Consider the following 17,917-nt stretch of genomic DNA (forward strand, 5'->3'; position numbering starts at 1 on the left):
CCCCGTGTCGGCGCGCCCGCGACGGCACCGGCCGTGGGCCCCGGCGGTCAGGACCGGGTCAGGACCGGGGCATGGCCGCGTCGAGGAGCGGGCCGAGCTCCTCGGCGGCGGCGGTCAGGGGGCGCGTGTCCCGTTCGGCGCGGGCCATCAGGATCGCCCCCTCCAGGGCGCTGATCATCAGCGTGGCGAGCGGCTCTGCCCGCTGCGCCGGCACACCCATCCCCGTCAGGGCCTCGGCCACCGGCGACCGCCAGGCCGCGAACGCGGCGGCCGCCGCCTCCCGCGTGGAGTCGGCCGCCGACACGCAGTCCACGGTCGCCGCCGCGACCGGGCAGCCGGAGGCGAAGCCCGCCGTCTCGTACTCCTCGGTCCACTGCCGCACCATCGCGGCGAACAGCCCGCTCGGCGTCGGCTCGGCCAGCCGGGCGACGAAGCGTTCGACCCGCCGGCCCGCGTACCGGCCCGCCCAGGCGACGGCCTCGTTGACCAACTGCTCCTTGCCGCCCGGGAAGTAGTGCTGCAGCGAACCGCGCGGCGCGTCCGCGTGGGCGGCGACGTCCCGCATTCCGGTCGCCCCGACCCCGTCCCGCCGGATGAGCTGGGCGGCGCTGAACACCATCCGCTCGCGCGGTCCCCGCTCGGGCCCCGCCATCGCCGACCTCCCGACGCCGTGCGCCGACCGGCCGTACGCCGGTCCTCGCGCTTCTTCTCCGACCGCGGTCATCCACCCTATGACCACGGTCATGAAGCCCGCTACTATGACGGCCGTCATAGCATGACGGCCGTCATGGCCCGGCCGCCGTCATGGAGCCCGTCCCGGCCCGGAGGGCGGTCCGCCATGGACGTCGGATTCATCGGCCTCGGAGTCATGGGGCAGCCCATGGCGCTGCGCCTGGCCCACGCCGGCACCCCCCTGCTGGTCTGGAACCGCACGGCCGCCCGGGCCGGTCCGCTGCGCACGGCCGGAGCCGAGGTGGCGGCGGACCCCGGCGAGGTGTTCGCGCGGACGGACACGGTGATCCTCATGCTGGCCGACGAGTTCGCCGTCGAGGCCACGCTGGGCCGCGGCACCCCGGAGTTCGCCCGGCGCGTCACCGGCCGGACCGTCGTCCACATGGGCACCACCTCGCCCGAGTACTCCCACGCCCTGGAGGCCGACATCCGCGCGGCGGGCGGGAGCTATGTCGAGGCACCCGTCTCCGGCTCCCGCGTCCCGGCGGAGAACGGGCGGCTGGTGGCGATGCTGGCCGGCGACGAGCCTGCCGTGGACGCCGTGCGGGCGCTGCTCGCACCGATGTGCCACGAGACGTTCCCCTGCGGACCCGTGCCGAACGCGCTGCTGATGAAGCTGTCCGTCAACATCTTCCTGATCACGCAGGTGACCGGACTGACGGAGGCCTTCCACTTCGCCGGGCGGCAGGGGCTGGACCGGCGGCTCTTCCTCGACGTCCTCGGCGCCGGCCCGATGGCCAGCGCGGTCTCCCGGATGAAGGCGCCGAAGCTGCTCGACGGGGACTTCTCGGTGCAGGCGGCCGCGCTCGACGTCCTCAAGAACAACCGGCTGATCGCCGAGGCCGCCCGCAGGGCCCGCCTCGCCTCCCCGCTGCTCGACGTGTGCCATGCCCTGTTCGAGGAGACGGTGTCCCTCGGGCACGGCGGCGAGGACATGGTGGCGGTGCTCCGCGCCCTCGAGGCCCGCAGCGGCGCCGGCACCGGCGCGCTGGGCTGACGTTCCCCGTCGCTGTGTGCGCGGCCGCCCGGACGGGCCCTGCACCACCGCCGCCGGTCCGGCCGGGTCACCGGCGGTGGCCGGGAACACGCCGGTGAGACCGGGGCGGGACGGGGCCCGGGGGCGGGACACCAGGTGCCGGAGCCCGCCCCGGGCCCCGGCCGGCGGTCGTCAGGTGCCGGACCCGGCCCCCAGGGCGCCGGTGGCCCTCGGGATGCCGTACACCCGCTCCACCCGCAGCCGCACCACCAGGCGGCGCTCGCGGACCATCGCGGCGCGGTAGTCGTCCCAGTCGGGGTGCTCGCCCAGGACGTCGCGGTACAGGCGCACCAGTTCCTCGACGGTGTCGTCGTGCGGGTCGGCGGCCACCGGTGAGAGGTCGGCCGTGCCCTCGGCCACCGCGTAGGCACCGCGGTCGGCGGTCGTCACGTGATAGGAGGCCCGCGGGTCCCGGCGGAGATTGCGGGTCTTGGCGCGGTCGTCGGTGACCGAGATCCGGATGGTCCTCTCCTCGGGACGGTAGGCGTGGCTGACGTTCGACAGCTGCGGCCGCCCGTCGCGCCTGAGGGTGACCAGCACCCCGGCATGGCCCTCGGCGAGCAGCCTGAGCAGTGCTTCCTGCGCGGAGTCGTGCGTCGTGTCCTGTGTCATATCCCGGTCAACCGGCCGGTCCTGCCGCGCATTCCGCGCTCCTGCCGGCCGGTGCTTCGCGAAGGAGTCCCCCCACTTCGGCGGATCCCGTTCCGCCGCCGGCGGCGAGCGACGATCATGGAGGCCGGGGGCCGCCGGTGCGGGCGCGCGTGGTCCCGAGGTCTGAGGGCGTACGGGCCGGGGTATGCCGGAGGCGTCCTCGTGGGACGTGAACCGGAGGAGAAGCCATGGCACGGCTGCGGCAGGACGTGGGCCCGGGCGAGGCGGGGCTCGACCCGAAGGGACTCGACCGCCTCGACGGGTACCTCGCGGGCCTCGTCGACGAGGGGCGTCTGCCCGGTTTCGTCGTGTCGGTCGCGCGCGGCGGGCGGATCGCCCACCTGACCACGTACGGGCGGCGTGACGTGGCCGCGGGCCTGCCGGTGGAGACGGACACGCTGTGGCGGATCTACTCCATGACCAAGCCGGTCACGGCGGTCGCCGTGCTGCTGCTGGCCGAGGAGGGCCGGCTGTCCCTCGACGACCCGCTCGAGCGGCATCTCCCCGTCTTCGCCGAGCCCCGCGTGTACGTCGGCGGGTCCGGCGACGAGGTCCGCACCCGTCCGGCCGCCGGGCCCGTCCTGATCCGGCACCTGCTCACCCACACCGCCGGCCTGACCTTCGCGTTCTACCGCACGCACCCCGTCGACGCCCTCTACCGGCGGGCGGGCCTGGAGTCGTCGGTGCCACCCGGCGCCGACCTGGCCGAGACGATCGACGTGTACGCGAGCCTGCCGCTGCAGTTCGACCCGGGCACGCAGTGGAACTACTCGGTGGCCAGCAACGTCCTGGGCCGCGTCGTCGAGGTGGTGTCCGGCCAACGGCTGGACGTCTTCTTCGCCGAGCGGATCTTCCGGCCGCTCGGGATGACCGACGCCGGTTTCTGCGTCGGCGCCGAGCAGGCCGGCAGGCTGGCCGAGCTGTACGGGCAGAGCGGCGACGGCGGCATCGAGCCGATCCCCGGCCTGCCGCTGCTGCGCGGCCGCCCCCGCTTCCTGTCCGGCAGCGGCGGCCTGGCGGCGAGCGCGCACGACATCCACCGCTTCATGGAGATGCTGCGCCGCCGCGGCGAGCTGGACGGCACCCGGCTGCTCGCCCCGGAGACGGTGCACCTGATGACGCGCAACCACCTGCCCGGCGGCGCGGACCTGCGCTCCTTCGGCAGCCGTCCTGCCCACGACGAGCCGGGCAACGACGGCGTCGGGTTCGGCCTCGGGGTGTCCGTCGTCGTCGACCCGGCCCGCACGCAGGCCCCGTCGGGTCCCGGCACGTACGGCTGGAGCGGCGTCGCGACCACGACCTTCTGGGTCGACCCGAGCCGCGACCTGACGTTCCAGTTCATGACGCAGGTCCGGCCGAGGAGCTCACTGAGGATCTACCCGGAGCTGAAGCGGCTGCTGCACGAGGCGGTCCTGGACTGAACCTCGGGCCCAGGCGCCCTCAGAGGCTGTCCGGCGGATCATGCCGGAGACGCGGGGTCCGGCACGCCCGGCTGCGAGATGGCGGTGCGTCAGCCCGTCCGGCCGCTCGGGCAGTTCTTTGAGACCGATGACGACCGCGTCCGGCGGGGCCGACACCCTCATACCTGGTGACCCTCCGGCGCGGGACGCCGGCCGCGGACCGGCCGGCGCGGAGACGGGCTGACGCGTCCGGAGCGTACGCGGCCGGAGCGGAGGAGGAGGTCACCGGCCACGCCTCGGCCCGTCCGCGTCGTCCGTCCCGGCCGTCTCGTCAGTCCGGCCCGCCCCGTCGGCCACGTCCGTGGTCTTCCGTCCGCCCGTCCGCCCGTCCGGGTACCGGTCCGCCGTCACGAAAGGTGCGCCACCGCGTCCAGGTGGGGCAGGTGGTGGTCGAGCCGCTCCCGCTTGGTGCGCAGATAGGTGATGTTGCTCTCGCACGGCGGGATCAACAGCGGCACCTGCTCGGCGACCTGGACACCGTGCTGCTCCAACGCCTCGCCTTTGCGCGGGTTGTTGGACATCAGGCGCACCGATCGCACGCCCAGGTCGCGCAGGATCCCGGCGGCGACCCCGTAGTCGCGGGCGTCCACCGGCAGGCCGAGGGCGAGGTTGGCCTCGACGGTGTCGAGGCCCTCCGCCTGCAGGGCCATCGCGCGCAGCTTGGCGAGCAGCCCTATGCCCCGGCCCTCATGCCCTCTCAAGTAGACGACGACGCCGCTGCCTTCGGCGGCGACCGCGCGCAGGGCGGAGGCGAGCTGGTCGCCGCACTCGCAGTGCTGGGAGCCGAAGGCGTCGCCGGTCAGGCATTCCGAGTGCAGCCGGGTGAGGACGCCCTCCGTGCCGATGTCGCCGTAGACCAGCGCCACTTGCTCGTCACCGCGGTCGTGGTCGAGATAGCCGACCGCCTGGAATTTGCCGTACACGGTGGGCAGGGGAGCATTCACGACGCGTTCCACACCCGTGCGCCGTGGGGACTTCGTGCCGAGTACGCCGAGGTTTTCTGTCATGATCTGGATCCTAAGCAGAGACGAAGGGCCGGGAAACGATGAGTGGTTCGGGAAATCGGCCGGCGGCGTACGGTCTGTTGCCGGCGGACACCACGGAGGACGTACGGACGCGGGGAGCGGGCCGGTCACGGCAGGTCGCCGTACTGCCCGTGGGGAGTTTCGAACAGCACGGCTCGTACCTTCCGCTGGCGACCGACACGCTGGTCGCCTGCGCCGTCGCACGGGAGATCGCAGGCGCCCACCCGGTGCATCTCCTTCCGCCGCTGACCATCTCCTGCTCGCACGAGCACGCCGCCTGGCCGGGGACCGTCAGCATCTCCTCCGTGACCCTTCACGCGGTGGTACGGGACATCGCGGCATCGCTCCGCCGCTCGGGCGTCGACGCCCTGGTGCTGGTCAACGGGCACGGCGGGAACTACGTACTGGGCAACGTGGTCCAGGAAGCCTCCGCGCGCGGCGAGCGGATGGCGCTCTTCCCGGCCGCGGAGGACTGGGAGACGGCCCGGGAACGGGCCGGTGTGCGCACCTCGTTGCTCACCGACATGCACGCGGGGGAAATCGAGACCTCCATTCTTCTGCACGCTCATCCCGAATGTGTCAGGGCCGGTTACGAGTCCGCCGATTTCGTCGCGGACGATCGGCGTCATCTGCTCACCACCGGAATGTCCGCCTATACCGAGTCGGGTGTCATCGGCCGTCCTTCCCTGGGTTCGGCGGAAAAGGGAGAGAAACTGCTCGCGAGCCTTGCCGCGTCGTTCGGCCCGTATTTCTCGCTGCTCACGTCGCCGGACACGCCGGCCCGATCCCTGCGCGGGGCGGGCAGCCGGGGCGAGTAGAGGAGTCGGGACGCGGTGACGGGTTCCGGAGCCGGCGGGCGGGTCCGGGACTCGGTACGCGGCGTCCGGTCCCCCGGAAGGGAGCCGGCGGACGTTGCGGGTGCCGGTGATTCGAGCACGGCAGAGCCGTGCCCGGAGCCGGCCGGCGGAACCGGTGCCGCCGCGTCAGGTGCTCCCGGGTCAACGGCTGTCGCTGCCGCGGGTGCCCCCGCGCCGACGGATGCGGCCGTCGCTGCCGCGGGTGCCCCCGGTGCTCCCGGACCCGTCCCCGGATCGGCGGGCGCATCCCCTGCCGGTGCGGCCGTCGCGGCGCCGGGGTGCGGAGCGCGCCCGCGCAGCCCGGCGTACCAGCGGGCGGCGAGGACGAGCAGGCCGGGAAGGCTCGCCACGAGGCTGAGCACCCCGTACACCACCGCGACGGCCAGTCCGGTGCCCGCGCCGAGCCCGGCGGCGCCGAACGCCCAGGCGGTGATGCCCTCACGCGGCCCAAAACCGCCCACGTTCAGCGGCAGCCCCATCGCGAGCAGCGCGAGCACCGCGAGCGGCAGCAGCACCGGGACGGAGGCAGCGGATCCGGTGACGTGGGCGGCGACGACGAACATCGCGACGTGTCCCGTCAGCACGACGGCCGACGACAGCGCGACGCCGGGCCCGTTGCGGCGGGACAGCAGCCCCTCCCGCGCCTCGCCGAGCGTCCGGCGCAGGGCACGTCCACGGCGCGACGGCGTCCCGTTCATGCGCAGGGCGAGGACGACGGCGAGCGCGCCCAGGGCGGCCAGGCCGGCCGGCGGCGCGAGGTGCCGCGCCTGGGCCCGCACCGGGGACGGCAGGGTCAGCAGCACCGCCGCCCCGGCGACGGCCAGAGCGAGCTGCCCGGCGACGCGTTCGAGCACCACGGCCCGTACACCGCGTCCCAGGTCGCCGCTGCTCCGCCCGTGCCGCACGGCCCGGTGCACGTCGCCCAGCACGCCGCCCGGCAGTGCCGCGTTGAGGAACAGCGCACGGTAGTAGTCGGCGACGGCCGCGCCGAGGGGCAGGCGGATGCGCAGGCCCCGGGCCACCAACTGCCACCGCCAGGCGCTGAAGACGGTGGTGACCAGCCCGATTCCCAGCGCCGCGGCCAGCGTCGGCACGTCGATCCGGCGCAGCCCGTCCAGGAAGACGCCGGTGCCCAGGTGCCAGAGCAGTACGCCGAGGACGGCGACACCGGCGACCGTCCCGGCGTGGGTGCGCAGGGCGCGGAGGCCGGCCCGGGTGAACGGGGTGTGAGGCCCCCGGCCCTGCCTGGCGGCGGCCACGCCCGGGCCGGGGAGCGCGTCCGCCGGGGCGGCCGTCCGGACGTCCAGCGTCTCCAGACTCACGCGCCACCGCCCACAGGCCCCGGCAGCGCCAGCAGGTCGCTGTGGTGGACGGTGGCCTCCAACTCGCCCGCGTCGCAGGCCGCCAGACGGTCGGCAAGGTACCGTTCGGCGCGCTCCTTCAGTGCGGGGCGCTGTTCGACGGCGGCGCCGACCCAGCCGCGCAGCCACTGCGCGGTCAGGTCGCGCTCGTCGGTGCCGAGCCGCCAGGCGCTCGGGTGCACCCGCACGGTCGCGCCGTGCCGGGCGAAGGCCTCACCGGCCGCGGTGACCGCGTCGGGGCCGAGCAGGCCGCCGCGGCGCTGGTGGGCGTTGAACGCCTCGGCGATGTCGGCGTCCAGCGGATCGGCCGGGGCGAGATCCACGCGGCCGACCACCGACAGCGTCAGCAGGGCGGGGCAACCCGCTCCCGCGCAGGCGGCGGCGAGGGTGTCGATCTCGTCCTCGGTGAGGACGTCCAGCAGGGCCGACGCCGTCACCAGCGACGCGCCGTCCAGGGCGTCCGGGGTGAGCCGGGCGACGTCGCCGCGCCGTGTCTCGACGGTGACCCGGCTGCCGTCGGCGGCGGCGCGCGGGGAGGCGACGGCGGCGAAGTGCAGCAGGTAGGGGTCGCGGTCGTGGAGGATCCAGTGCTGGGGGCCGTCGAGCCGGGGCGCGAGCCAGCGGCCCATCGAACCGGTGCCGCAGCCCAGGTCGTGCACGACGGTTCCGCCGTGCCCGTCCGGGCGGCCGGCGAGCCGGGCCCGCAGCGGGTCGAGCAACTCCTGTGCCCGCGCGGCGGCGTCGGCCGGTTCCCGCAGCTGGAGCCACTCGGGCGCGTACCGGGGCGGCTCCTCGGGGTCGTCCGCGCGGAGCCGCACGGTGGCGCGCTCCCCGGGGCGCGCGGCGGGACCGGCGCCCGGGATGACGGGGTGTGCCCCGGGTGCGGGCGCCGGGCCCGTGGCCGTGCGCTCGTCCGGGGCCGGTGCGGCCTCGGCTCCCCGCGCGGCCTGGGCCGGTGTCGTCGTCTGCTTCATGCCGCCCTCCGCGGTTCGTCCGGGAGCCGGCCGAGGACTCCGGCCAGGCTGCGCGCGGTCCTCGCCCAGCCGTCCAGGGCGGCGCGACGGCCGCGGGCGGCGGCCTTCAGACGGCGGCGCACGTCGGCCTCGCCGAACCAGCCGCGCAGTTCGGCGGCGAGCGCCGCCGGGTCCTCCGGCGGCACGAGGATGCCGGGCACCCCGCCGTCGGGGGCGCGCCCGACGGCCTCGGAGACGCCGCCGACGTCCGTCGCCAGCACCGGGACACCGCGTGCGAGCGCCTCGGTGATCGCCATGCCGTACGTCTCCGCGTACGAGGCGAGGACCATCAGGTCCGCGGCCGCGTAGCTGGCGTCGAGTTCGGCGCCGGCCCGCGGTCCCACGAGGTGGATGCGGTCCTGCAGGCCGTGCTCGCGGATCAGGCCGCGCAGCCGGTCGACATACGCGGGGTCCTGGGTCAGCGCCCCGACGCACACGCACTCCCACGGCAGGTCGGTGACCGTGGCCAGCGCCTCCACCAGCCGGTGCTGCCCCTTGCGGGGGGTGACCGCGGCGACGCACAGCAGCCGGGAGACGCCGTCGGTGCCCGGGGCGAGCGGCGCGATGTCGGCGCCGGGCGCGGCGACATGGACGCGTTCGGGGGCGAGGCCGTGGTGGGAGACCAGGCGGCGCACCGCCCAGTCGCTGGTGGCGATCACCGCGGAGACGGCCCGCAGGACCGTGCGCTCCCGGGCGTCCAGCTCGGCGGCCACGGCCGGGTCCAGTCCGGTCTCGTCGCCGAGGGGCAGGTGGACCAGGACGGCCAGGCGCAGCCGCCCGGCCTCCGGGAGGACGACCTCGGGGACGCCGCAGGCGACCAGCCCGTCCAGGAGGACGACGGCGCCGTCCGGCAACTGCCCGAGGGTATGGGCGAGTTCGCTTCGGGCGGCGGCGTCCGGCAGGGGCCAGTCGCCGCCCACGGCGTGCCCGGCGACCTGCCAGCCGAAGCCGGGCAGGTCCAGGCTGACGCGCCGGTCGTAGGCGTTGCCGCCGCTCGGCTTGGCCGGGTCGTCGACGCCGCCCGGCAGGACGAAGTGCACGGTGCGCAGGGACATGGGGATGATCCCGAACTGCTCCAGGCCCGCGCGCTGCGCGGGCACGTAGGCCAGGGACGGCGCCCGGTCGACGGTCGTGTCGGTCACAGGGCACGCTCGTAACTCGCCCACGCGACGTGCGACTCGTGGAGCGTGACGCCGATGCCGGCGATGCCCTTGGCGCCCTCGCCCAGGGCGCCCTTGTGGATCCGCTCGGCGAGCCGGTCGGCGACGACCTTGGCCAGGAACTCGGTGGAGGTGTTGACGCCGGCGAAGTCCGGCTCGTTGTCGAGGTTGCGGTAGTTCAGCTCGCTGACGACCGCGCCCAGTTCCTGCGTGGCCAGGCCGATGTCGACGACGATGTTGTCGTCGTCCAGCTGTTCGCGCCGGAACGTGGCGTCCACGAGGAACGTGGCTCCGTGCAGCCGCTGCGCGGGTCCGAACACCTCGCCGTGGAAGCTGTGGGCGATCATGATGTGATCGCGGACGGTGACACTGAACAACGGACGACCCTCCAGGTGCGGCGCGTCTGGTCCCCCTGCTGATCCCTGCCGGGGGGATGCCGGGTAGTACGGCTCCAGGCTTCCCCGCGTTCAGCCGGTCCCACCCTTTTCTCTCAGGTCAGGCGCTCTTGTCGTCCCGGTTTCAACAGTCGTATCGGATTCAACGGTCTCGGCGGGAGCGTGGCGACGCGGCCGACCCGGAACCCCGAGCCGGCCGTCCCCTCGTCCGCCGCGCCGGCCGTCGTGCGGGCTGCCGCTCCGGCTTCCTGTCCGCAGCGGCGCTCGCTCCGGTCGTCCCGATCGCCCCGCGGAGCCTCCGTCGCCTCAGTCCTCGTACCGGATCCGGAGGCACAGGGCGGGCAGGTCGCCGGAGGCGAGCCGCGGCATCACCTCGGGCAGTTCCTCGAACGCGCACTCCCCGGTGACCAGGGCGTCCAGCGCCGGATCGGCGAGCAGGTCGAGAGCGACGGCGAGCCGGTCGGCGTAGCTGCGGCCGGAGCGGGCCGGGGAGACGGTGCCGACCTGGCTGCTGCGGATCGTCAGCCGCCGTGAGTGGAACGCCTCGCCCAGCGGGAGGGCGACGCGACGGTCGCCGTACCAGCTCAGCTCGACGACGGTGCCCTCGGCGGCGAGCAGTTCCAGGGACCGGGCCAGGCCCTGCTCGGTGGCGCTGGCGTGCACGACGAGGTCGCACTCGCCGAGGGCGTCCCCGGGCTCGGCGAAGCCGACACCGAGGGCCTTGGCGATCCCGGCGCGAGCGGGGTCGGCGTCGACCAGCTGCACGCGCACACCCGGGAAACGGGCCAGCAGGGCCGCCACCGAGCAGCCGACCATGCCGCCGCCGACCACGGCGATACGGTCGCCGACCAGCGGTGCCGCGTCCCACAGGGCGTTCACCGCGGTCTCCACCGTGCCCGCGAGGACGGCCCGGCCGGCAGGCACATGCTCCGGCACCGGCGTGACGGCGCCCGCCGGGACGACGTACCGGGTCTGGTGCGGGTACAGGCAGAAGACGGTACGCCCGGCCAGTTCGCGCGGCCCCTCCTCGACGATCCCGACGTTGAGGTAGCCGTACTTCACCGGCGCCGGGAAGTCGCCCTCCTGGAACGGCGCCCGCATCGCGGTGTGCTGACTGACCGGCACACCGCCGCGGAACACCAGGGTCTCCGTACCCCGGCTCACCCCGGACCACAGCGTGCGCACCAGCACCTCGTCCTCCGCCGGGTCCGGCAGGGTGACGTCGCGTATCTCGCCGTGGCCCGGCGAGCGGAGCCAGAAGGCGCGGGCGGATCGGTTCATCGACGTCCTCCTGAACGATCGGGATGTTGCTCACGTAGAGGTGTGCACAGGCCGCGCACAGTACGCGGCGTTGATCGACTCTGTCACTCGGCCGGAGGGTGTGCGGTGGCCCTGAACAACACTTACGACGCGAGGCCGGTCCAGCAGGAGACCGCTGTGGGAGCGGGCGTGCAGCTCCTGCTGCTGGCCCTGCTCGGCACGGCGGCCGACCTGGGCCCGGCCGGCTGGCTGGCCGGCCTGGTCTTCGCGTTCGCCACCTGGGCGGTGCTCTCCCGGGCACTGCACCGGTCGGGGCTGTACTCCTTCGGCCCCGCCAACCGGGTCACCCTGGGCCGGGCCACGCTCGTCGGTGGTGTGACGGCGCTCGTCGCGGACTCCTTCGCCGGCTCTCCCCCGGTGCCGCTGCTGGTCGGCCTGACGGCGGTGGCCCTGGTACTCGACGGGGTCGACGGCAAGGTGGCCCGCCGCACCGGCACCTGCACCCCGCTCGGCGCCCGCTTCGACATGGAGGTCGACGCGTTCCTGATCCTGGTGCTCAGCGTCCACGTGTCGACGGCTCTCGGCCCGTGGGTGCTGCTGATCGGCGGCATGCGCTACGTCTTCGTCGCCGCGGCCCGTGTGCTGCCCTGGCTCAACGCGCCGCTGCCGCCGAGCACCGCCCGCAAGACGGTCGCCGCGCTCCAGGGCATCTGCCTGCTGCTGGCGGGCTCGGATCTGCTCCCGCAGGCGGCCGCTCTGGGTGTGGTGCTGTCGGCGCTGGGACTGCTGGTGTGGTCGTTCGGCCGGGACGTCCTGTGGCTGTGGCGGACCTCGCGTGCCGCTCAGGCGGTCAGCGGGGGCGTTGCCGCGACGGAGTCCGCCGCCGTCGCGGCGGGGCCGGCGCGGACGGTGCCCGCCGGCGGGACGGGGAACGCCGCGCAGGACCCTGCCGCGCAGGACGCTGCCGTGCAGGGCGCGTTGCCTCGGACGCCGTCCGTGCTCCGAGAGGCACCCGCGCGGCGGGCGTGCCTCCCCGGGAAGGGTGCCGGACGGAAAGCCGCACCCGCCGAGGGGAAGCTGCTCCAGCAGGCTCCCGCCGAGGAGGATGTCGTGCTGGAGGCGGTCCTGGAGGGCGCGCGGGCAGCGTGACGCCCCAAGCGCCCGTGGCGGCCGGTGGGTGGGCGAAGTGCGAGGGCGTGCTCAGGGAGGCACCGACCGCTCGACACCCGCGGCAAGCGGCGGAGACCGCACGGCATGCCCCGTGCGGCGACGCGACGGCACCTGTGCCGTGCCGGACGGCGGGGGTCCGAGCCCGTCCCTACTCGACGCCCGCCGCGTCGAGCAGACGGACCAGATCCTTGCGCCGGTGGCCGAGCAGGGCGGCGCGGTGAGCGGCCGACAGCATCAGATGTGCCACGGTCTGCGCCGCGCAGCCGCCTCCGTCGTCGTCGAGCCACTCGTCGGGCTTCTCGATGCCGAGGCCGTTCATCACGATCCCGTACTCACGGCGGATGTCGGCGACGGTGCCGGCGACCGCGTCCAGGAGCGTTCTGCCCGGCCGTTCGCACTCCAGGGCGAAGCAGTCGTGGTCGGCCGGTACACAGCCCTCCGGCGGGCGTGCGCGCAGCGCCGCGTAGCGCTCGTCCCGGAACCCGCCCGCGTCGAGGTCGTCGTGGACCAGGGTGAACCGGTGAACGCCCGGTCGGGCCGGGGGCGGTGGCGGACCGTACTCCCGTCCGGCGTCCTCGTGAAGACGCCGCCGCTCGGCCTCTTCGTCGCCGGCATGGGTAGGCGCGAAGCCCGTCGCTCCGTCCCGGCCGGTCGTCGTGGCGTCGGGATCGCGGTGGAAGTACACAGTCATGAGCGCCCCTTCTCGATGCGGACGAACGGGAACATCCGTCACCGCGTCGAACGGGCCGCGTCCACCGCGAGTGCCCATCGCGGGGAAGCTCACCCGATGAGGTGAACCGGCGGCCGGCACATCGACGGAGACCTCGTCCTCCTCGTCCTGTTCCCCTCTCCACCGGCAGCCGGCCCACTCCGCCCGCACTCCCCCGCCGCCCGGCACCCGGCACCCGGCACCCGGCGGTACGAACCGCACGGTGGGCGCGGGTCCCCGCCCCCGCGCCCACCGCTCACAACACACCCCTCAGGCGGCCCTGCGGGCGCCGTCCCGGTGTGCGCGGATGATCTCCGCATACCGGTGCCCGCTGCCCTTCACCGTGCGCACCTGGGTGTCGTAGTCCACGTGGACGAGGCCGAAGCGCTTGTCGTAGCCGTAGGCCCACTCGAAGTTGTCCAGCAGCGACCAGGCGAAGTACCCGGCCAGGGGCGCCCCCTTGCGGACGGCGGACGCGCAGGCGGCCAGGTGCCGCACCAGGTAGTCCTGGCGCTCGGGGTCGTCGACCGTGCCGTCGGGGCGCACGACGTCGGGGAAGGCGGAGCCGTTCTCCGTGATGAAGATCTTCCGGGCGCCGTACTCCTCGGTGAGGCGCAGCAGCAGGGTCTCGATGCCGCTCGCGTCGATCTCCCAGTCCATGCCGGTGCGCGGCACGCCGGAGCGGCGCACCGCACGCGCGTGGGGCGCCGGCCCAGTGGGGTCGTCGGCCACGGTGGCCGGGAAGTAGTAGTTCAGGCCGAGCCAGTCCAGTGGTGCCGCGATGGTCTCCAGGTCGCGCGGCCGCTCGGGCAGTTCGACGCCGTAGACCTCGCGCATGTCGGCCGGGAAGCCGCGGCCGTGCACCGGGTCGAGCCACCAGCGGTTGACGTGGCCGTCCTGGCGGCGGGCGGCCGCCACGTCCTCGGGGCGGTCGGTGGCGGGGAAGACGGTGGACAGGTTGTTGACGACGCCGATCCTGGCGTCCGGTGCTGCGGCGCGGACGGCCTGGACGGCGAGGCCGTGGCCGAGGAGCAGGTGGTAGGAGGCGCGGACGGCGGCGGTCAGGTCGGTCAGGCCGGGGGCCATCCTGCCCTCCAGGTGCCCGATCCAGGCGGAGCAGGAGGGCTCGTTGAGGGTGGCCCAGTGGGTGACGCGGTCGCCGAGGCGCTCGGCGACGACGGAGACGTAGGCGGCGAAGTGCTCGGCGGTGTCCCGCTCAGGCCAGCCGCCCCGGTCCTGCAGCACCTGCGGCAGGTCCCAGTGGTAGAGGGTGACGGACGGGGTGATGCCCACTTCCAGCAGGGCGTCGGTCAGCTCGTCGTAGAAGGCGAGGCCCTTGGCGTTCACCGGGCCGTCGCCGCCCGGTACGACCCGTGGCCAGGCGACGGACATCCGGTAGGCGTTGGTGCCCAGTCGCCGCATCAGGCCGATGTCCTCGCGCCAGCGGTGGTAGTGGTCGCAGGCGACGTCGCCGTGGTCGCCGTGGTCGATCTTCCCGGGGGTGTGGGAGAAGGTGTCCCAGATCGACGGCGCGCGGCCGTCCTCGGCGACGGCTCCCTCGATCTGGTACGCCGAGGTGGCCGTACCCCACAGGAAGTCGTGCGGGAGAGCGGCGAGGTCGATGGCGTCGGACACGTAAGGCCTCTCAGGGGTGGGGACGGGGGGTGTCACTTCACCGCTCCGGCGGTGAGCCCGGCGACGAGGTAGCGCTGCAGCAGCAGGAAACCGGCGACCACGGGCACGCTCACGACGAGCGACGCGGCCATGATCTGGTTCCAGTACACGTCGTACTGCGTGGAGTAGCCCTGCAGGCCCACGGCGAGCGTGCGGGTGGTGTCGTTGGTCATCACGGAGGCGAAGAGCACCTCGCCCCAGGCGGTCATGAAGGCGTAGACGGCGACGGCGACGATGCCGGGGACCGCGGCGGGCACGACCACCCGGAACAGGGCGCCGAGGGGGCCGCAGCCGTCCACCAGCGCGGCCTCGTCCAGGTCGCGCGGCACCGAGTCGAAGTACCCGATCAGCATCCAGATCGAGAACGGCAGCGAGAAGGTCAGGTACGTCAGGATCAGTCCGCCGCGCGAGCCGAACAGCGCGACGCCGGTGGCGTTGCCGATGTTGACGTAGAGCAGGAACAGCGGCAGCAGGAACAGGATGCCGGGGAACATCTGCGTGGACAGCACCGTGACCGTGAAGACGCGCTTGCCGCGGAAGGCGTAGCGGCTGACGGCGTACGCGGCGAAGATCGCGACGATGACGGAGCAGACGGTCGCCGCGCCCGCCACGATCAGCGAGTTCACGAAGTACTTCGCCAGCGGCACGGTCGACCAGATGTCGATGTACGGGCGGATCGTCAGCTCGCTCGGCAGCCAGCGGAACGTGCCGGTGACGTCCGCGAGCGGCTTCAGGGAGCTGGAGACCATCACGTAGACCGGCAGCAGGACGAAGCCGGTCAGCAGGGTGAGGACGATCCGCCGGCTCCAGAGGAAGGACCGGGGCGGCGCCATGGGTGAGCGGCGCGGGGCCTCGGCGGCGTCCGGCAGACGGAGCGCCCGGGTGGTGCTAGACATCGGCCGTCTTCCTTCCTCGGGACGTCAGCAGGAGGTACACGCCCGTCACGACGAGCAGGAACAGCAGCAGCAGGACGGACATGGCGGAGCCGGTGCCGAAGTCCCAGCTCCCGAAGGATGCCTGGTAGATGTGGACGGAGATGAGGTCCGCCGCTTCGGGGGCGGCCTTGCCGAACAGGACGAACGGCGTGTTGAAGTCGTTGAACGTCCACAGGAACAGCACCAGGACCAGCACCTGGTTGACCGGGCGCAGCGACGGCAGGGTGATGCGGCGGATCTGCTGCCAGGTGCCGGCGCCGTCGAGGGCGGCCGCCTCGTACAGGTCCTTCGGGATGTTCTGCAGGCCGGCCATGACGATGAGGAAGGCGAACGGCCAGCCCTTCCACACCGACACGGTGAGCAGCGCGGCGAAGCTGTTGCCGCCGATGAGCCAGAAGGAGGGCTCGTCGGTGAGGTGGAGCTGTTCGTGCAGCACGTGGTTCACCAGGCCGTTGTCGTGCTGGAACATGAACACCCAGGTGATCACCGCGGCGTACACGGGCAGCGCGTACGGCACCAGGAACAGCGCGCGCAGCAGGCCGCGGCCGCGGAAGGTGTCCTGCATGCAGATCGCGGCGGCCGTGCCGATCAGCCAGCACAGGGCGACCGACAGCACGGTGAAGCCGACCGTGACGAGGAAGGAGTGGAGCAGCGCCTCGCCGACGGGCTCGTTGACGTCCACCGCCACGCGGTAGTTGTCGAAGCCGGACCAGGGCGCGCTTCCCCAGTTGTTGAGGAAGAAGCGCGTGAGCTGTCTGAAGCTCATGACGATGCCGATCACCATCGGCACCAGGTGGACGAGGAGTTCGAGGAGGAGGGCGGGCAGGAGCAGCAGGTACGGCAGTCCGACGCGCCGGATCCGCCCGGTGCGGCGCGGGCCGCGCTCCGCACCGGGGGAACTCTTGCGCACGGTCGGTCCGGCGGCCTCCGCAGGGGTGGCAGTGGTCGTCATGACGGTGTCCGTGCTCACTTCGCCGGCATCTGCTGCTGGGCCTTCTCCAGCTTCGCCTTCACCGACCGGGTGGTCACCGCGCGTCCGGACGCGGCGTCGGCGAACAGTTCCTTGACGGCCGTGCCGACCGCCGTCTCGAACTGGGACTCGTCGGCGACCTGCGGCAGGGCGGCGGCGCTGTTGGCGAGGGTGCTCTTCAGGACGGCGTTGGCCGGGGTGTTGAAGGCGGGGTCCGCCTGCGCGGACTTCACGGGCGGGATGGAGCTGTAGGCCTTGTTGAGGACGACCTGCTCGGCGTCGCTGGTCATGAACTTCACGAACTTCGTGGCACCGTCGATGTTGTCGGTGTTCCTGAAGACGGCCAGGTTGATGCCGGCGACCATGGAGTTGACCCGGGTGCCCGGTCCCGGTGTGCCGGACTGCACGGGGACGGGGGCGATGCCGTAGGCGCCCTCGCTCATGCCCTGGGACTTCAGGTTCGCGGAGGCGGACTGCCACAGCAGCATGGCCGTCCTGCCCTTGGCGAAGTCGCTGACGGACTGGTTCTGCGCGTACTCGGCGTTGCCCGCCGGGATGGTCTTGTCCTTGGCCATCAGGTCGACGTACTGCTTGACGGCGGCGACCGCGCCGTCACTGGCGAAGTCGGGCTTGCCGTCGGCGGTGAAGAAGTCGGCCCCGTGCTGCTTGGCGAAGACGAAGACGTGGTGGATGTTCTCCGAGAGGTTGGACCCCTCGGCGCCGAGGACCTGCTTGCCCTGCGCCTGGATCCTCTTCCCGTCGGCGACCAGTTCGGCCCAGGTGGCCGGGGGCTTGGTCAGCCCGGCGTCGGCGAACATCTGCTTGTTGTAGTAGAGGGCGTACGCCATCGAGTACAGCGGCACCGCGGCGGGGTCCTGGCCCGGGGTGCCGGTCGAGCCGAGCGCGGAGTCGACGAAGCGGTCCCTGCCGCCGATCCTGCCGAAGTTCTTCGCGTCCCAGGGCAGCAGCGCGCCGGTGGCCTGCAGGGACGCGCTCCAGGTGTTGCCGATGTTGAGGACGTCGGGGCCCTGACCGGAGGTGGTGGCGGTGAGGATCCGGTTCAGCAGGTCCGACCAGGGGACGACCTCCAGCTTGACCTTGATGCCGGTCTGCTTCTCGAACTTGTCGAGTTCGGGCTGGAGGACCTTCTTGTCGACCTCGATACTGGCACCCTGGTTGGAGGCCCAGTACGTGAGCGTCTTGGGCGAGTCGTTGGACCCGCCGCCCGTCGGCGAACCGCCCCCGCATGCCGAGGCGGCCAGGGCGAGAGACAGGGTGACGGCGCCTACGGCCGCGGCTCGGATGCTGCGCATGGCTCCTGGTGTCCCTTTCCGGGAGTTCCGGGGTTGTCCGGGTGCCTGGGGTTCTCCGGGCGTCGGTCCGGAGCTGCCGCGAGGGCGTGGGCAGGATGACGTCCCCGGACGACCCGTTCGACTCCCGAAGCACCTCATGACTTAATTCACGACGTGAGTTAATCGGCGCGGCGGGGGCTCGTCAAGGGATGCGGCA

General features: G+C 73.4%; 15 protein-coding genes and 2 pseudogenes. 4 read left to right on the top strand and 13 right to left on the bottom strand.

Annotation, left to right across the window (positions count from 1 at the left end; translation table 11 throughout):
- Positions 1-58: 58 nt before the first annotated feature.
- Positions 59-652 (bottom strand): TetR/AcrR family transcriptional regulator, encoded by a 594-nt coding sequence (locus ACWDNY_RS20970; protein WP_451647295.1) that lies wholly within the window; start codon positions 650-652, stop codon positions 59-61.
- 186 nt (positions 653-838) lie between these two features.
- On the opposite strand from ACWDNY_RS20970, the gene ACWDNY_RS20975 reads away from it, so the two are divergent.
- Positions 839-1,729 carry an NAD(P)-dependent oxidoreductase gene (locus tag ACWDNY_RS20975; protein WP_451647296.1) on the top strand — a complete coding sequence of 297 codons (891 nt, stop codon included), beginning with the start codon at positions 839-841 and terminating at the stop codon, positions 1,727-1,729.
- Positions 1,730-1,900: 171 nt separating this feature from the next.
- On the opposite strand, the gene ACWDNY_RS20980 is transcribed toward ACWDNY_RS20975, so the two are convergent.
- A complete protein-coding gene (locus tag ACWDNY_RS20980; protein WP_451647297.1) occupies positions 1,901-2,380 on the bottom strand; it encodes a PPOX class F420-dependent oxidoreductase in 480 nt (159 codons plus the stop codon).
- Between the two features lie 227 nt (positions 2,381-2,607).
- Between ACWDNY_RS20980 and ACWDNY_RS20985 the strand changes: the two genes are divergently transcribed.
- Complete coding sequence (locus tag ACWDNY_RS20985; protein WP_451647298.1) at positions 2,608-3,840, top strand: serine hydrolase domain-containing protein; 1,233 nt, start codon at positions 2,608-2,610, stop codon at positions 3,838-3,840.
- 386 nt (positions 3,841-4,226) lie between these two features.
- Here ACWDNY_RS20985 and ribA read toward each other — a convergent pair whose 3' ends face one another.
- Positions 4,227-4,886, bottom strand: coding sequence for a GTP cyclohydrolase II (gene ribA, locus ACWDNY_RS20990; RefSeq protein ID WP_451647299.1), 660 nt, complete (start codon positions 4,884-4,886; stop codon positions 4,227-4,229).
- 38 nt (positions 4,887-4,924) lie between these two features.
- Between ribA and ACWDNY_RS20995 the strand changes: the two genes are divergently transcribed.
- The gene (locus tag ACWDNY_RS20995; protein WP_451647300.1) at positions 4,925-5,722 is read left to right on the top strand and encodes a creatininase family protein; all 798 of its coding nucleotides are present in this window, start codon (positions 4,925-4,927) and stop codon (positions 5,720-5,722) included.
- Positions 5,723-6,153: 431 nt separating this feature from the next.
- Here ACWDNY_RS20995 and ACWDNY_RS21000 read toward each other — a convergent pair.
- From ACWDNY_RS21000 to ACWDNY_RS21020, 5 genes and pseudogenes are all read right to left on the bottom strand, one after another.
- Positions 6,154-7,083 (bottom strand): annotated as a pseudogene (locus ACWDNY_RS21000) (lysylphosphatidylglycerol synthase transmembrane domain-containing protein); the annotation flags it as partial.
- Positions 7,080-8,096, bottom strand: coding sequence for a methyltransferase domain-containing protein (locus ACWDNY_RS21005; RefSeq protein ID WP_451647301.1), 1,017 nt, complete (start codon positions 8,094-8,096; stop codon positions 7,080-7,082). The gene ACWDNY_RS21005 and the pseudogene ACWDNY_RS21000, both read right to left, overlap by 4 nt.
- Positions 8,093-9,277 carry a glycosyltransferase family 4 protein gene (locus tag ACWDNY_RS21010; protein ID WP_451647302.1) on the bottom strand — a complete coding sequence of 395 codons (1,185 nt, stop codon included), beginning with the start codon at positions 9,275-9,277 and terminating at the stop codon, positions 8,093-8,095. The genes ACWDNY_RS21005 and ACWDNY_RS21010 overlap by 4 nt, the downstream gene beginning before the upstream one ends.
- Positions 9,274-9,672: a 6-pyruvoyl trahydropterin synthase family protein gene (locus ACWDNY_RS21015; RefSeq protein ID WP_451647303.1), complete on the bottom strand. Its 399-nt coding sequence runs from the start codon at positions 9,670-9,672 to the stop codon at positions 9,274-9,276. Before ACWDNY_RS21015 ends, ACWDNY_RS21010 begins: the two co-directional genes overlap by 4 nt.
- A gap of 324 nt (positions 9,673-9,996) precedes the next feature.
- Positions 9,997-10,971 carry a zinc-dependent alcohol dehydrogenase gene (locus tag ACWDNY_RS21020; RefSeq protein ID WP_451647304.1) on the bottom strand — a complete coding sequence of 325 codons (975 nt, stop codon included), beginning with the start codon at positions 10,969-10,971 and terminating at the stop codon, positions 9,997-9,999.
- 105 nt (positions 10,972-11,076) lie between these two features.
- On the opposite strand from ACWDNY_RS21020, the pseudogene ACWDNY_RS21025 reads away from it, so the two are divergent.
- Positions 11,077-11,802: pseudogene (locus ACWDNY_RS21025) on the top strand (CDP-alcohol phosphatidyltransferase family protein); the annotation flags it as partial.
- A gap of 466 nt (positions 11,803-12,268) precedes the next feature.
- On the opposite strand, the gene ACWDNY_RS21030 reads toward ACWDNY_RS21025, so the two are convergent.
- From ACWDNY_RS21030 to ACWDNY_RS21050, 5 genes are all read right to left on the bottom strand, one after another.
- A complete protein-coding gene (locus tag ACWDNY_RS21030; RefSeq protein ID WP_451647305.1) occupies positions 12,269-12,811 on the bottom strand; it encodes a hypothetical protein in 543 nt (180 codons plus the stop codon).
- Positions 12,812-13,099: 288 nt separating this feature from the next.
- Positions 13,100-14,464: a GH1 family beta-glucosidase gene (locus tag ACWDNY_RS21035; RefSeq protein WP_451647306.1), complete on the bottom strand. Its 1,365-nt coding sequence runs from the start codon at positions 14,462-14,464 to the stop codon at positions 13,100-13,102.
- A gap of 32 nt (positions 14,465-14,496) precedes the next feature.
- The gene (locus tag ACWDNY_RS21040) at positions 14,497-15,399 is read right to left on the bottom strand and encodes a carbohydrate ABC transporter permease (protein ID WP_451647307.1); all 903 of its coding nucleotides are present in this window, start codon (positions 15,397-15,399) and stop codon (positions 14,497-14,499) included.
- Positions 15,392-16,390 (bottom strand): carbohydrate ABC transporter permease, encoded by a 999-nt coding sequence (locus ACWDNY_RS21045; RefSeq protein ID WP_451647308.1) that lies wholly within the window; start codon positions 16,388-16,390, stop codon positions 15,392-15,394. The genes ACWDNY_RS21040 and ACWDNY_RS21045 overlap by 8 nt, the downstream gene beginning before the upstream one ends.
- 14 nt (positions 16,391-16,404) lie before the next feature.
- The gene (locus ACWDNY_RS21050; protein ID WP_451647309.1) at positions 16,405-17,721 is read right to left on the bottom strand and encodes an extracellular solute-binding protein; all 1,317 of its coding nucleotides are present in this window, start codon (positions 17,719-17,721) and stop codon (positions 16,405-16,407) included.
- Between the last annotated feature and the right edge of the window lie 196 nt (positions 17,722-17,917).

The sequence above is a fragment of the Streptomyces sp. NPDC003697 genome (genome assembly GCF_053587115.1).